At 64.3% G+C, this 14,244-nt stretch carries 15 protein-coding genes; 8 read left to right on the top strand and 7 right to left on the bottom strand.

The genetic code is table 11. From position 1 onward, the window contains the following. Positions 1–111 precede the first annotated feature (111 nt). From ACFOOR_RS03875 to ACFOOR_RS03865, 3 genes are all read right to left on the bottom strand, one after another. On the bottom strand, positions 112–1,248 hold the full coding sequence (locus tag ACFOOR_RS03875; RefSeq protein ID WP_343164114.1) for a hypothetical protein: 1,137 nt from the start codon (positions 1,246–1,248) through the stop codon (positions 112–114). 101 nt (positions 1,249–1,349) lie between these two features. Next, a complete protein-coding gene (gene aroC, locus ACFOOR_RS03870; protein ID WP_343164113.1) occupies positions 1,350–2,441 on the bottom strand; it encodes a chorismate synthase in 1,092 nt (363 codons plus the stop codon). Positions 2,442–2,510: 69 nt separating this feature from the next. Beyond that, positions 2,511–2,912 carry a hypothetical protein gene (locus ACFOOR_RS03865; RefSeq protein WP_343164112.1) on the bottom strand — a complete coding sequence of 134 codons (402 nt, stop codon included), beginning with the start codon at positions 2,910–2,912 and terminating at the stop codon, positions 2,511–2,513. Between the two features lie 177 nt (positions 2,913–3,089). Between ACFOOR_RS03865 and pdxH the strand changes: the two genes are divergently transcribed. Both pdxH and ACFOOR_RS03855 read left to right on the top strand, forming a co-directional pair. Next, a complete protein-coding gene (gene pdxH / locus ACFOOR_RS03860; RefSeq protein ID WP_380213792.1) occupies positions 3,090–3,776 on the top strand; it encodes a pyridoxamine 5'-phosphate oxidase in 687 nt (228 codons plus the stop codon). Positions 3,777–3,814: 38 nt separating this feature from the next. After that, entirely contained in the window at positions 3,815–4,576 is a 762-nt protein-coding gene (locus ACFOOR_RS03855) for a DUF1499 domain-containing protein (protein ID WP_343164110.1), read from the top strand. Here the strand turns inward: ACFOOR_RS03855 and ACFOOR_RS03850 are convergent. Further along, a complete protein-coding gene (locus ACFOOR_RS03850; RefSeq protein WP_343164109.1) occupies positions 4,573–5,496 on the bottom strand; it encodes a hypothetical protein in 924 nt (307 codons plus the stop codon). The genes ACFOOR_RS03855 and ACFOOR_RS03850 overlap by 4 nt on opposite strands. 113 nt (positions 5,497–5,609) lie before the next feature. On the opposite strand from ACFOOR_RS03850, the gene ACFOOR_RS03845 reads away from it, so the two are divergent. From ACFOOR_RS03845 to ACFOOR_RS03830, 4 genes are read left to right on the top strand one after another with little or no spacing between them, the layout of a single operon-like run. After that, positions 5,610–5,792, top strand: a complete 183-nt coding sequence (locus ACFOOR_RS03845) for a hypothetical protein (RefSeq protein WP_343164108.1) — start codon at positions 5,610–5,612, stop codon at positions 5,790–5,792. Between the two features lie 51 nt (positions 5,793–5,843). Further along, positions 5,844–6,776, top strand: a complete 933-nt coding sequence (locus ACFOOR_RS03840) for an ABC transporter permease (protein ID WP_343164107.1) — start codon at positions 5,844–5,846, stop codon at positions 6,774–6,776. After that, positions 6,776–7,678, top strand: coding sequence for an ABC transporter permease (locus ACFOOR_RS03835; RefSeq protein WP_343164106.1), 903 nt, complete (start codon positions 6,776–6,778; stop codon positions 7,676–7,678). Before ACFOOR_RS03840 ends, ACFOOR_RS03835 begins: the two co-directional genes overlap by 1 nt. A gap of 9 nt (positions 7,679–7,687) precedes the next feature. Further along, positions 7,688–7,951, top strand: a complete 264-nt coding sequence (locus tag ACFOOR_RS03830) for a hypothetical protein (protein ID WP_343164105.1) — start codon at positions 7,688–7,690, stop codon at positions 7,949–7,951. 79 nt (positions 7,952–8,030) lie between these two features. Here ACFOOR_RS03830 and ACFOOR_RS03825 read toward each other — a convergent pair whose 3' ends face one another. Together ACFOOR_RS03825 and ACFOOR_RS03820 are read right to left on the bottom strand one after the other, a co-directional pair. Then, on the bottom strand, positions 8,031–8,744 hold the full coding sequence (locus ACFOOR_RS03825; protein WP_343164104.1) for a hypothetical protein: 714 nt from the start codon (positions 8,742–8,744) through the stop codon (positions 8,031–8,033). A gap of 18 nt (positions 8,745–8,762) precedes the next feature. Then, positions 8,763–9,281 carry a hypothetical protein gene (locus ACFOOR_RS03820; protein ID WP_343164103.1) on the bottom strand — a complete coding sequence of 173 codons (519 nt, stop codon included), beginning with the start codon at positions 9,279–9,281 and terminating at the stop codon, positions 8,763–8,765. A 220-nt stretch (positions 9,282–9,501) separates the two neighbouring features. Between ACFOOR_RS03820 and ACFOOR_RS03815 the strand changes: the two genes are divergently transcribed. Together ACFOOR_RS03815 and ACFOOR_RS03810 are read left to right on the top strand one after the other, a co-directional pair. Then, positions 9,502–11,163, top strand: coding sequence for a peptide ABC transporter substrate-binding protein (locus tag ACFOOR_RS03815; RefSeq protein ID WP_343164102.1), 1,662 nt, complete (start codon positions 9,502–9,504; stop codon positions 11,161–11,163). Positions 11,164–11,225: 62 nt separating this feature from the next. After that, on the top strand, positions 11,226–12,407 hold the full coding sequence (locus tag ACFOOR_RS03810; RefSeq protein ID WP_343164101.1) for a DUF3667 domain-containing protein: 1,182 nt from the start codon (positions 11,226–11,228) through the stop codon (positions 12,405–12,407). Positions 12,408–12,410: 3 nt separating this feature from the next. Here the strand turns inward: ACFOOR_RS03810 and sppA are convergent, their stop codons facing one another. Then, a complete protein-coding gene (sppA, locus tag ACFOOR_RS03805; RefSeq protein ID WP_343164100.1) occupies positions 12,411–14,189 on the bottom strand; it encodes a signal peptide peptidase SppA in 1,779 nt (592 codons plus the stop codon). Between the last annotated feature and the right edge of the window lie 55 nt (positions 14,190–14,244).

Genomic DNA, 14,244 nt, shown 5'->3' with positions numbered 1-14,244 from the left:
CCGGCACGTCTGGCCGGATATTCGAGAGGACACTATCAGGACGCGATGAGCCTGAAATGAACGAAGCCGGCGTTCCCGCCGGCTTCGCAAGTTTCGTGCTGGAACGCTCGCCTACTGGTGACGAGCAACTTCCCAGCGGCCCCAGCGGTCCTGACACATCAGGATCCGGTCGGTGACGTAGTCACCATTCGGCATGAAGATCTCGGCGTCGCCCCAGCGGCAACGGCGGCCGCCATAGTTGTAGTAGTCGCGGGCAATCACCACGCCCCGGACACCCGAATGCGGGTTGTACCAGTAGTAGGGGCTGCTGTTGTTGAACGAGTAGCTCGCGGCGTAATAGTATTGACCGCGGTCGCAGGAACTCAGCCCCGACGCGAGACCCGCGCCGACAATTCCACCGAACAGAGCGCCGGCGCCATCATCGTCGGCCACGGCTGCACCGAACAGCGCACCCAGGATCGCACCGGCGAAGACCTCACCACCTGACGTGCCGCAGCCGGCGTCGTAATAGCGGTAATTGTACCGACTATAGCCGTGATCGTAATAGCGCGTGTGATAGCGCCAGTTGTTCCGCGGCGGATTGTAGTAATTGCCGTAGCGGGGCGGGTTGTAGTTCCGGTAACGCGGCGGGCTGTAGTGCCGGTAGCGCGGCGGCGTGTGGTTCCGATAGCCCGGATTGGTGTATCGACGGTCGCGCCAGTCGCGTCCGCCAGGATTGCCGAATCGCGGGTCCGGACGGTGACGATTGTCGTAACGCGGGTCGCGGCCACGATCACCATATCGCGGATCCCGGGTGCGGTTGTCGCGCCAGCTGTCGTTTCCGCCGCCGCCGCGATTGTCGCGCCAGGAATCACCGCCACCGCGGCCGTCATTGCCGCCACGATTGCGCCAGTGGTCGCCCCGGCCGTCATTGCCGCCACGGCCGTCACGCCAGTTGCCACCGCCGCGGCCATCACCGCGGCCGTCATTGCCACCACCACCCCGGGCTCCAGGACCACCGGGCCCGCCCGGCCCACCGCGATCGCGATATTCGACACCAGGGCGTTCGTCCGGGGTGCGCGGAGTCGCACCGCGCTCGCCGTGACGGCCCCGACCGCCGCCGCGATCTTCCTGCAGCGTCACGATGGTGGAAATCTCTTCATCCATGAACGGCGCAGCAAGCGCCGCCGGTGCCGTTGCGGCGCCGAATCCTGCAGCGAGAACAGCGGACGAGAGAGCGGCCAGCAATGTCCGGGAGGACAGCTTCATGGCAAAGTCTCCTTCGTTATCTCGCCGCAGAGATGGGCGAGCTTGCCGAAGGGTTAACGCTTCTGCCATGAGCGCAGGATGAACGGTTCAGTCAGGTTTGTTCAGAGCGCGGACTGACCCGCATGCCTAAGCCAATGATCAGCCAACACGATTGCCGTCATCGCCTCGCCAACCGGAACCGCCCTGATACCGACACACGGGTCATGCCGGCCCCGCGTCGAGATCGTGGTTTCCTCGAAATCCCGGTTCAGAGTCATGCGGTCGATACGGATCGAGGATGTCGGCTTGACCGCAAAGCGCACGACCAGGTCCTGACCCGTGGATATCCCGCCCAGCACTCCCCCATTGTGGTTCGACGTGAATACCGGGCCGACGTCGCCCATGCGCATTTCGTCGGCGGCGGCTTCTCCCCGCAAACGGGCGGAGTCGAAGCCGGATCCGATCTCGACCCCCTTCACGGCCGGGATCGACATCATCGCGCCGGCCAGGTCGGCGTCGAGCTTGCCATAGACCGGTGCCCCGAGACCGGCGGGCAGGCCGCTGGCAACGATTTCGACAACAGCACCGGTCGAGGAGCCTTCGGTGCGCAGGGAATCAAGCAGCCGCTCCCATTCGGGCACCACGTCCGGATCGGGTGAGAAGAAGGGGTTCTCCAGCGTCCCGTCCCAGTTCCATCGGGACCGGTCGATCGCGATTCCGCCCATTTCGACCAATGCCCCGCGAACGGTTACGCCGTCGCCAATGACCTTCCGGGCGATCGCTCCGGCCGCCACGCGCGCGGCGGTTTCTCGGGCCGACGAGCGACCGCCGCCGCGATAGTCGCGCAGCCCGTACTTGGCGTCGTACGTGTAGTCGGCATGACCCGGACGCCACAGGTCCCGGATCGCGTCATAGTCTTTCGAGCGCACGTCCGTGTTCTCGATCATCAGGGAAATTGGCGCACCGGTCGTGACCGGACCGCCGGTGCGCTCGTCCTCGAATGTCCCGGACAGAATGCGTACCCGGTCAGCCTCCTGACGCGGCGTGACATGCCGGCTCGTTCCCGGTCTCCGGCGGTCGAGCCAGGGCTGGATGTCCTCTTCAGACAGGGGAATTCCAGCCGGGCAGCCATCGACCACGACGCCGAGAGCCGGGCCGTGGCTCTCGCCCCATGTGGTAATACGGAAAAGGTGGCCGAAAGTGTTGTGCGACATCTGGTTCTGGCGAGGGAGGGCTTCGGGGCGATCAAACGAGGCGGACGATAGTGCGATACATGAGGGGCGTCACGCCGCGCTGCGCGGCTTCCGGGCCCAGCGCGCGAACCGGGCGGCCGGGGAAGGCGCGGCAAAGTCCGCGACGAAGCGCTCGATCACGTCCTGGCCAGCTTCCGAGACAGGAAGGCAGGCGGGATGTTCGCGAAACCGGATCGTGATGCACGCCGACGGATCGCCGATCGCCGGAACAATGCAGCCATCAGCCGTTCCTGGCGGTATGCGCACGAATTCGCGGCGCATGCCGCTCGAAACCAGACGGGTGACACCGGTCCGGGCCTGATCGGGGGTAATCCAGACTTCCGCCTCGAAGAGGTGAGCCGATTCGATGTCGCGGATCGCTGCGATGGCCTTCGAAAGCGCGGCGAGCGAGCCTTCCGTGGGCGCGGCCCGGTCCGGATGAAGGGTTTTCACCCGGTCGCGGAACGCTCTCTTTGCATCGGCTCGGGTCGCGCCGGGCGAAAGCCCCAGCGTGCGGAATGCCTCCCGGAGTTGATGCGGGTCCACGGTCATCGGGGCAGGCTAGTGTGCTGACGGTTCCGGAATGGTTGACGAAATCGGGCGCGTGCTAGATTTCGGCTCTGACACCTGATGGAAGGATTGCACACCGTGGCGAAGAAAGACCTGATCCCGCCGACTCCCTCGGCCGAGGACTATGAAGCCACGAGTGCGGCCAACGCCGCCGAGATCTTCGACCGCGACGAACCGTTCGTCCTGTTCGCGGAATGGCTCGAAGACGCCAAGGCGAAAGAGGTGAACGACGCAAACGCAATGGCGCTGGCAACGGCCGATGCGAGCGGTCTGCCGGATGTGCGCATGGTTCTTCTCAAGGGCGTCGATGCGCGCGGCTTCGTTTTCTACACGAACACGGAAAGCGCCAAGGGCACGCAATTAGGCGCCAATGCGCAAGCCGCGATCTGCTTTCACTGGAAGTCGCTGCGCCGCCAGGTGCGCATTCGCGGCGTCGTTGAGACCGTAACTCCCGACGAGGCTGATGCCTATTTCGCGAGCCGGGCCCGGGACAGCCGTATCGGGGCGTGGGCCTCGAAACAGTCGCGGCCGCTGGAAAGCCGGTTCGCGCTGGAGAAGGCCGTCGCGAGAGAGGCGGCGCGTTTCGGCCTCGGCGAGGTCCCGCGTCCTCCGCATTGGAGCGGGTACCGGGTGGTGCCAATGCAGATCGAGTTCTGGCGCGACCGGCCGTTCCGGCTGCATGACCGCCTTCAATTGCTGCGGGAAAACGAAGATTCGCCCTGGAGGCGCACAAGACTGTATCCTTAGGGGTGTATCCGTTGCGGCAAGCCGGGGGGTTGCCGAATATGGGACCAGGACAGCACCGCCTTTACGACTTTGCCTCGTTGACCTGCTTCGTCGGGCTGACCGGCCTGCCGATATGGTTTGCTGTATGTGCGCTCGGCCCGAAGCTGGGCCTTGCCGATGGCGGATATGCGCTGGAGCAGCTGACGCTGTTTTGGGGCGTGATCCTGTCGGGCGTCTTTGTCGCCGCCGGGCTGGGCGCTCTTTTCTTTCTCCTGAGCTATCACCGGGACAACCGCGAAATGCCTCCGGGCAGCTGGGTCCCGATTGCCGGGTTTGCGGTCGCGTTGTCAGCCTTGGCCGCCAGCCTGTCCGCGGCCTGGCTCTTCCAGCAACAACCGGCCGTCAGCGAAGTCACGACGGATGGCGGCAATCCGCCGGCCTTCACCGAAGCGCTGGTCCTGCGCCGCGGCGTGAAAGCCAACACGCTGGATTTTGCCGATGGATATCGCCCCGAGGCGGTTATCGACCCGCTCGTGATCGAGGCATCTGCCGACGAAGTGTTTGATGCTCTTCTTGACATTGCCCGGGACCGGCGATGGCGGGTCGGGTCCGTTTCGCGCGAACGTGACATGGTCGAACTGACCATTGAAAGTTTCTGGTACGCCCAGACCGACGACGTCGTGATCCGCTTGTCTGCGGAGGAGGCTGGCGGCACACGCCTCGACTATCGTGCCGCGGCCCGCACAGGCGCGCGCGACGGCGGACGCAATGCACGGCGCCTGGCGACGATCGAGCGGGGCTTGCGAGAGCGGTTGGGCTAGATCGGCTTGCCGGCCATCTGTCGCAGCATCCGTGCGACGCGCCGGGTTGCGCTGAGTTTGTCGCGCAGCGGCAGGGCAATCGGCGGGTCGATATTCGTCTTGTTCACGTCGACGACATAGATGCGCCCGTCATTGCGGTCGCGCAGCACGTCAAGCGCGCCCCAGTCGAGATTCATCGCTGCCGCGAAGGCTTCGAGCTGTTCGAGTTCGCCCGGCAGCAGCCAGTCCTGATACTCGGCAAGCTTGACCTCGCAATTGAAATTCATGAAGCGCCGGTCAACCGGGCGGCGTTTCAGGAAGCCGAACGGGATCTTTCCACCCACAACCAGGCAACGGAAATCCTCGACCCGGTCGGCGTCGATGCGATTGTCGATCAGGCGCTGGTAGACACATCCCTCCATCGGCTCGCACGGAGCCTGGCGGATGCGGCCATCATGGGCGCCATTGGTTTCGGACTTTTCCACCACGGGGCCGTCGGCGGTCCGCGGGTCGATCTTCAGGGGATAGCCGAACACCTGTTCGAAAACGCTGTTCACGCGCGACTTGGTGACGTCCGTGCAGGCGAAGTTCAGCGTCAGCCTTGCCGCGGGGCGATCATGGCCGCGAGCCGAGGTCGCGTCCTCGAAATAGACCACGATGTCGGCCTGAGCGGGATCGGAGACGATACGGCCACCGGCGGCGTGCAAGGCCGGCCAGATGAAATACCACGGGCGCGGACGGCCGGGCGTGAAGGCGACACGGGGCCCGCGTCGCGCAAACGACGCAGCGCGCCACGCTTCCATGCACAGATAATAGACGAACCAGTTGAAACAGACCCAGAGGAAACGGCCCTTCACCGGAAGTTTCTGTCCGGTGCTGCGCACGGAGACGACGCCGTCCCGATAGTCCCAGTCGGTCCACCAGAGCGTGTTCGAATTCATCGAAGGCTTCCGTCCTCGCCTGTCCACATCCGCCACGCCCCCACGCAGCGGACCCCAGCCCTTTACCGGTCCGGGCCTTGCGTGGGAAGCCCCGAACACTTCGGGAGCGTGTCATGCCGGCATGGATTCGCATCGTGAATTTTGTTTCGGCCCGAATCCGGCGAGCCGTGTGGCTCGTACTGGCCGTGGCTGCACTGCAGGCCGTGACCGCCTTTTCCGAAAGGCCTGCACCGGCCGTTCGCGCGGCCTTGCCGATGGCCGAGAATGTGAACCTGCTGCAACCGCCCCTTGATTGACGAGTCCTGCACCAGCATGAAACTGTAGCAAATCAGGGCAGGACCCCCAGCATGTTCGGCTACATTCTCCGGCGCCTTCTCGTCGCCATTCCGACCATTCTGATCATCATCACCGTGGCCTTCTTCATGATGCGGGCCGCGCCGGGAAGTCCGTTCGATCTCGAACGGCCGATGCCGGAGGAAGTGCGCCAGAACGTGCTGGCGCATTTCGGGATGAACCGGCCTCTGCATGAGCAGTATTTCAATTACATGCGCGATCTGGCGCAGTTCGATTTCGGACCGTCGCTGAAGTTCCGCGACAAGACCGTGTCGCAGATCATCGCCGAGGGCTTTCCGGTCAGCGCGACGATCGGTGCCTTGTCGATCGCGCTCGCCATTTTTCTCGGATCGATACTCGGGTCGATCGCGGCCCTCAGACAGAACAAGCCGACGGACTTCGGGGTTATGGGCCTCGCCATGGTGGGGATAACCATCCCGCCCTTTGTGATGGGCCCCGTGCTGGCGCTGACGCTGGGCCTTTATCTCGGCTGGCTGCCGACCGGTGGTCTTGATCCGCGCCTGGGCATGACGCCCGACCGGCTGATCCTGCCGGTCGTGACGCTCGCGCTGCCACAGATCGCGATCATTTCGCGCCTGATGCGGGCGAGCATGATCGAAGTGCTGCGCTCGAACTATATCCGCACGGCGCACGCCAAGGGTCTGCCGTCGCGCGTCGTGATCACCCGCCACGCCATGCGTGCCGCGATCCTGCCACTGGTCAGCTATCTCGGTCCGGCCTCGGCGGCACTGGTGACAGGATCGATCGTGATCGAGCAGGTCTTCCAGCTGCCCGGGATCGGACGCCAGTTCGTGACCGCCGCGCTGCAGCGTGACTACACTGTCGTGATGGGGGTCGTGATCCTCTATGCGACGTTGATCATCACGTTGAACCTGCTGGCGGACCTTCTCTACGGCGTGCTCAATCCGAAGGTGAGGTACGAGTAATGGCACCTCAGAACGCCCACCCGAACGCCGAGTTGCTGGAGCAGAGCGCCATCAAGGGCCGCTCGCTTTGGGACGACGCGCGCGCGCGCCTGTTGCGCAACCGTGCCGCCGTCACCTCGATGATCATCCTGGGCCTGCTGGTCCTGTTGGCGATCGTCGGCCCGTATATCTGGCCGCACAATCACGCGACCATCTATCGCGAGGCAGTTTGGCTGCCGCCGACCTTCGAAAACCTGCACATTTTCGGCACTGATGCGCAGGGCCGGGACCTGTTCGCGCGGGTGTTGATCGGACTGCGCATGTCGCTGGCCGTGGGCGTGGTGGCGACCGGCGTGTCGCTGGCGATCGGCGTCCTCTGGGGCGCGACGGCGGGCTTTGTCGGCGGGCGGCTCGACCAGTTCATGATGCGGATCGTGGATATCCTCTATTCGCTTCCCTTCATCTTCTTCGTGATCATCCTGATGGTGGTGTTCGGCCGGAACATCATCCTCATCTTCGTCGCGATCGGCGCGGTCGAATGGCTGACGATGGCGCGGATCGTGCGCGGCCAGACCATCGCGCTCCGAGGGATGGAATTCGTCGAGGCGGCGCACGCCGCCGGCGTGTCGCGCCTGTCGATCATCCAGCGGCATATCGTGCCGAACGTGCTGGGACCGGTCGTGGTCTATGCGACGCTGACCATCCCGGTCGTGATCCTGGCGGAAAGCTTCCTCAGCTTCCTCGGCCTCGGCGTGCAGGAACCGCTGACCTCGCTCGGCCGTCTGATCGCCTACGGCGCGCAGGACATGGAAGTGGCGTGGTGGACGCTGATCTTCCCGGGCGCGACGATGATGCTGACGCTGTTCTGCTTCAACTTCATCGGCGACGGCCTCCGCGACGCGATCGACCCGAAGGATCGGTAAGGACGGGCGATGAGAGCAGTTCTGATCGCAGGACTGTTCGTGTGCTCGGTTCTGCTGTTTGGTGTTGCGGTCGCAGGTTCGGTAGTCACGCTCTCTGGCAGCGCCGAGGCGTCGCAGCGTGAAACCACTGTCGACTGGTTCCTCCAGTTCGTTCGAATTGCGATCGCGTTCGAAATCCCTCTTCTGTCGATCGCTTTCTGGGCAGGGATCGTCTCGGCTATCGCCGCAATGACATCCCTGCGGTTTGCGAACGGGTTGCCCTACGAAAATTGAAATTGTAGGGCAATTTCAGCTAAAACTAAAAAAGCCGCCGGTCGCCCGGCGGCTTTTTCATGTCTGGAAGGCGGGAAGCCTACTCCTCGCGCATGACGCGGATCGCGGTGCCACGATCATTGATCAGCATGAGATAGCTGCCCATGGCGGCGCGGCGGATCACAGCGGTGTTCTCGCCATTACGATTGAGGCGTATGCGCTCGGTATCGACCTGACGCCAGACCTGACCGTTCTCCATGTAGAAGCGGTACTGGTTGTAATTGTACTCGCGTGCCCGCTCGATCACCATCGAGATTTCCTCGATGGAGCCTTCGTCGTCGCGGCGGACGATGGTCACACCTTCGTCTTCTGCCGGGGTCGCTGCCGGTTCGACCGGGCGCGGTGTGGCCGGACGCGCGGCGGCGGGCGAACCGGGCTCTGCCGCGGGCAGGGCCGCGATGCGCTCCTCGGCTTCCGCAGCTGCGGCCTCGGGATCGAGCGCATTGGCCTCGCCACGGCCGAACAGCGACATCGAGATGCGCGGCATGGAGGGCAGGTCGAAGCCGAAGCCATCGCGTTCGACGGCGACGATATCGGACCGGCTGACCGTCACCAGATCGCCCGAGACACGGGCGTCCGCGAGATCTCCGGACGCGTTGTCGAAACAGGCGAGGCGCGAGGCCGGGTCTGCAATCGAGCGGCAGGCGATGACCGCATCGACCGGGTCTTCCTCCTGCGCGACGGCCGGGGCGGCGAGGCCGGCGAATGCAGTACCGGCGGCAAGCAGCATGCGAAGAGACACAAGACGGGACATGATTTGCTCCTGACCGGATTAGCGGATGCGGACCGCGCGAAACCAGCGGTTCGACTCGTCGATTCGCATCAGGTGAGACCCGAGCGCGCCGCTGCGTATGTCTGCGGTGTGCCCTTCGATATTGCGCGGCACGTATACACGGGTGGAGTCTTCCTGCTGCCAGACTTGGCCGTTGGCGAGTTCGAAGACGTAGCGCCCCTGGGCACCCGTCCGCACGGCCACGATGGGCTCTCCGATGACCTGCTCGATGCGACCCTCGGCATTCCTGAAGATCTGGGCGCCGGTATCGGTTTCCGTGACGGTCGCTTCGCCATCTCCTTCGCCGCGGCGAAAGCCCAGACGCGGCAGCGACGGCAAGGAGAAGTTCGGAATCGACAGGCCATAGGAGGCTTCCTCGGCTTCCTCGATCTCGCGGCGGGATACGGCGACCAGCCGGCCGTCGTCCTCGGAGGCGCGCAGGGCCGCAACCTCGCGGTCAAGGCAGGCGAGACGTTCGGCATCGCCAGCGATGTCCTGGCACGCGAACAGCGGACGCAAGGGTGATTGATCCGCATCTTGCGCTTGGGCCGCAGTTGACAGTACCAAGACTGGCGCGAGCAGGCCGATTGCAGCTAATGGTAATCGCACGTTCATAGACACTCGTTCATGATCGCTTCGATCAAGGACTATGCGTGAGCGGCGAGGGGCTGTCGACCGCTTCACGCCGTTTGGCGTCTGGATGCCGGACGCACTGGAATTACAGGGGAGATCCGCGACCATGATTCGCAATCGTTCGTTGCTTGCCGCCCTGGCCCTCGGGGCCTCCGCCTTCGCTCTTGCTGCCTGCGGTGGCGGCGGCAGCGAGGTTTCGTCCGGCACCGTTGTCATTCACCGGGGCAATTCCGGCGAACCGCTGACGCTCGACCCGCACAAGGCGAGCGGCACGTGGGAGAACAATATCATCGGCGACATGTTCATCGGACTGACGACCGAAGACATCAATGCGGAGCCGATTCCCGGCATGGCCGAAAGCTGGGACATCAGCGAGGACGGCCTGACCTGGACCTTCCACCTTCGCGAAGCGCAATGGTCGGACGGCCAGCCGGTGACGGCCGGCGATTTCGAATTCGCCTTCCAGCGGATCCTGAACCCCGAGACGCTGTCGCAATATGCGTCGCTTCTGTATCCGATCGTGAACGCGCAGGAAGTGAATACCGGCGACCTGCCGCCGTCGGAAGTCGGTGTCCGCGCGATCGATGACCGGACGCTGGAAATCCGGCTGAACTATCCGGCGCCCTATCTTCCGGGCCTGCTGACCCACTACACCACCTTCCCGGTGCCACGGCATGTGGTTGAAGAGTATGGCGACCAGTGGATCCAGCCGCGCAACATCGTCGTCAACGGGCCGTACCGCCTCGTCCAGTGGTCGACGAACAATTTCGTGCATCTGGAGCGCAACGAAACCTTCTACGGCAATGACGACGTCTGCATAGACGACGTCTTCTACTATCCGACGATCGACAGCGCCGCTGCGGTGCGCCGCGTTCTGAATGGCGAGCTGCACCTGAACAACGAATTCCCCGGCCAGCACATCGACCGCCTGGAACAGGAAGCCCCGGAATATGTCCGCGTCGCGCCCTATATGGGCACGGTGTATTATGCCCTGAATCTCGAAAATCCGACCTTCCAGGACGCCCGGGTCCGCAACGCCCTCGGCATGTCGATCGACCGCGACTTCCTTGCCGAGGAAATCTATCGCGCCGGTCAGCAGCCGGCCTATTCGCTGGTCCCGCCGGGCGTGGCGAACTACACGAACGAAGCCCGCGTGCGCTGGGCCGACGAGCCGATCGATGCGCGCCGCGAGCGCGCCCGCGAGCTTCTGATGGAAGCCGGCTTCGGCCCGGACAATCCGCTGGAATTCGAATACACCTATCGTTCTTCCGCCGACAATCCGCGCATCGCGCCCGTCGTGCAGCAGGACTGGGAAAGCATCGCGGACTGGGTGAATGTCTCGATCACGCAGATCGAACTGCAGATCCATTACGAGAACCTGCGCGCTGCCGACTTCCAGGTCGGCGACGGGGGCTGGATCGCGGACTTCAACGACGCCTACAGCTTCCTTTATCTGGGCGAAACGCAGTCGATCCCGATGAATTACTCGCGCTATCGCAACCCGCAATACGATGCGCTGGTCGCAGCGGGTAACCGCGAACAGGACATGGAAGTCCGGGCCGGAATCCTCGCCGAAGCCGAGCAGATGCTGCTCGACGACATGCCGCTGATTCCGATCGTGTTCTACGTCAACAAGGCGCTGGTGAACCCGAACGTGACCGGCTGGACGGACAACATCCTGCGCATCAACCGGACGCGCTGGCTGTGTTTCGCGGACGTCAATTCCGACGTCGAACCGGCCGGCAGCGAAAACGCGGCGGAAGAATAGTCCGCAGCGCCGACTTGTTCCTCCCCGCCGTCCGGCTTTAACTGGCGGCGGGGGAGGGGCCCATGTCAGGACCTGATATCATCGACAATGCGGTGACGGATGCCGTCGCTGCCGACGCCGTCTTTTCGGAGAACGAGCGCCGCAAGTCGGCCTTCGCGCCGGCGGGCGACGCCGGGCATTGCTCGAACTGCGATACGGCCCTTAAAGGCCCGATCTGCCACAGCTGTGGTCAGGACGCCGATACCTTCCACCGGCCGGTCTGGTCGCTGGCGATGGAAGTCCTCGACGGATTGTTTGCGTTCGACGGCCGCTTCTGGCGCACCATCCCCCCGCTGATCTTCCGCCCGGGCCGGATTACCCGGCACTATCTGACCGGCGTGCGCGCGCGCTATGTCCAGCCCTTTCGCCTGTTCATCGTGGCCAGCCTGGCCTTCTTCCTGGTGTTCTCCATCGACAGCTCCATGTTCAACGGCTCGAACGCCGATGGCGAACAACTGGCCGAGACCGAGCGCGGCCTGGCGCAGATCGAGGAAGACAATCCCGTGATCGCCGGGCCGTTGGCATTAGCGCGCGAACGGATCGGTGAAGCAGACGAGGCGGCGCGCGCCATCGAGGCGGATCCTCTGGTCAGGGCGCTGCAGCAGCAGCAAAGCCGCGATGAAATGGAGCGGTCGGTTCGCGAAGCCCTGCTGCCGGAAGACTATCCCGATGCGGCCAATGAACAGGGCGCAGCCGATCCGGTGACCCGGGAATTGGGCAATGGCACCACGCTGACCGTCGATGCCGAGGGGGCGGAATGGCTGCCCTATTCCGCGCGGTCCTTCCTCGCCGACCGGATCGGGCATGTGATCCAGGACCCCGACAGCTGGTGGCGCTCGGTCCAGGTCTGGACGCCGCGCATGATCTTCGTGCTGCTGCCGATCTATGCCCTGCTGCTGGCGCTGATGCATTTCTGGAAGCGCGGCGTTTTCTATTACGACCACCTGGTCGTGTCGCTGCACTTCCATTCCTTCCTGTTCTTCCTGATGACGGCACTGATCCTCGCCAGCCCGCTGATCGGGGGTTGGGGGATTGTGGCTTTCATCCTGTGGAGCAATTTCTATCTCTACAGGCTGCACCGGCGCGTCTACCTGCACGGCCGCTTTACCTCGGTCGCGCGGGTGATCGTGCTCGACCTAGTCTACATGGTCGTGCTTTCGATCGCCTTCCTGGCGCTGCTGGCGGTGGGGCTGTTCTTCGCCTGACGCCTAGTTCGGTGCCGAATGCGGCGCGCGAAGCTCGTTGCCCTGTCCGTTCATCGTGCGGGCATCGAGTGCAGCGCGCACTTCCGGCAATTGCATCAGCGCGTTCAGTTGCGCCAGCGTTTCCGCCGATTCAGCGGTGACGCCGAACATCTGCTGGAAGGCTTCGAACGGCGTCGGACGGGCCGGGTAGCGGCGCAGATTGACCGGCGCGCCTTCCTCGATGTCGGCCAGCCGCCGTGCCGCCGCGACCGCTTCGCGCAGCCCGCCGATCTCGTCGACGAGATCGAGTTCAAGCGCCTGGGCACCGGTCCAGACCCGGCCGCGGGCGATTTCAAGCACCCGCTCGATCGGAAGGATCCGGCCGTCGGACACCCGCTCGGTGAAGTCGGCATAGATGTCGCCGAGCAGGGCTTCCAGTTCGGCGCGCTGTGCGTCGGTCCAGTCCGTCTGGCCTGAATAGGCGTCGGTGAATTCGCCGCCGACCGAAATCGGTTCGATATTCACCCCGACGAGGCCGAGCGTGTCGTGCAGATTGATCTTGCCGCCGTAGACACCGATCGAACCGGTGATCGTCGTGGCGTTGGAAACGATGTAATCGGCCGGCGCGGCGATGTAGTAGCCGCCCGAGGCCGCGGCACCGCCCATCGAGACGATGACGGGCTTGCCGGCCTCGCGGGCGCGGCGCACGGCGTCCCACACCTGATCGGACGCGATCGAGGAGCCCCCTGGAGAGTCGATCCGCAGCACGATGGCGCGGACACTGGCGTCGCGGGCTGCCGACAGGATCGATTCGGCCATCATGTCGCTGCCAATCATTTCGTCGCCGCCGAACAGGCCCGGAGGGGCTGAACCGGTCACGATCGCACCCTGACCCTCGATCAGGGCGATGACCGGTCCGCTCTGATGCATCAGCGCCGAGCTGGCATAGTCATAAAGGTCCGTGAGCTGGCTGGCGCCAGCGCGGTCGAGTGCCGCCTGGCGGGCATCGACGACCTGACCGAGCTGGTCGACGAGACCGGCGTCCAGCGCTTCTTCGGCGGAATAGGGCGCGTCCTCAATCAGGGCGCGCATCGCCTCGGGCGTCTGGCCGCGATCGGCCGCCGTGGTGTCGATGATGGTGTCGAAGATTCCATTGAAATAGCCGAGCGTGGCTTCCCGGTGCTCCTCGGTGAACCCGGATTCGGTGTAGCTGTTCGGGGCGTTCTTGAAGTCCTCGAACTGGATGAATTCGGCGCGGCCCTCGAAACGCTCAAGCAGACCGCCAAAGAAGGGCACTTCGCCATAGAGGCCGGAGGCGGAGAAGGTCGCCGTGTCCTGCAGCCAGATCTCGTCCGCGCCCGAGACCGCGAAGTAATTGGTCGCAGACGTGCCTTCGAAGCCCTGCGCGTGAACGATCACGAAGCGGCCCGAGGCCCGGAAGGCGGCGATGGCGCGGTGGATCTCTTCCGCCTGGGCCGGCGGCAGGCCGTATTCATTGGCCCGGATGAACAGGCCGGACACACGCGAATCAGATTCGGCCCGTTCCAGCGCCCGGACGAGATCGACCGTCGACAGCGGATCGGCGAAGGCAAAGGGGGAGCGGCTGGGCTGATCGTTGCGCGCTTCGCGCAGGTCAAGCGAGAGCACCACATTCGCCGATGGGATCACTGGCGCCGGGTCGGAGGACTGCGCCGCGGAGGCGATCAGGCCGGCGATCAGGAAGACGCCGAGCAGCATCGTCACGACGGAGCCGACAATGACGCCGAAGATCGATCCGAAGAAGGTGACCCAGAACTGTTTCATGACCCGCTACCACTCGCCGTTTCCAGTTGTCCGGGAATCTATAGAGGTGGCGGGC

The organism is Hyphobacterium vulgare, from assembly GCF_042643335.1.
Taxonomy (GTDB): Bacteria; Pseudomonadota; Alphaproteobacteria; order Caulobacterales; family Maricaulaceae; genus Hyphobacterium; species Hyphobacterium vulgare.
This window is presented reverse-complemented; position numbering and strand designations above follow the sequence as displayed.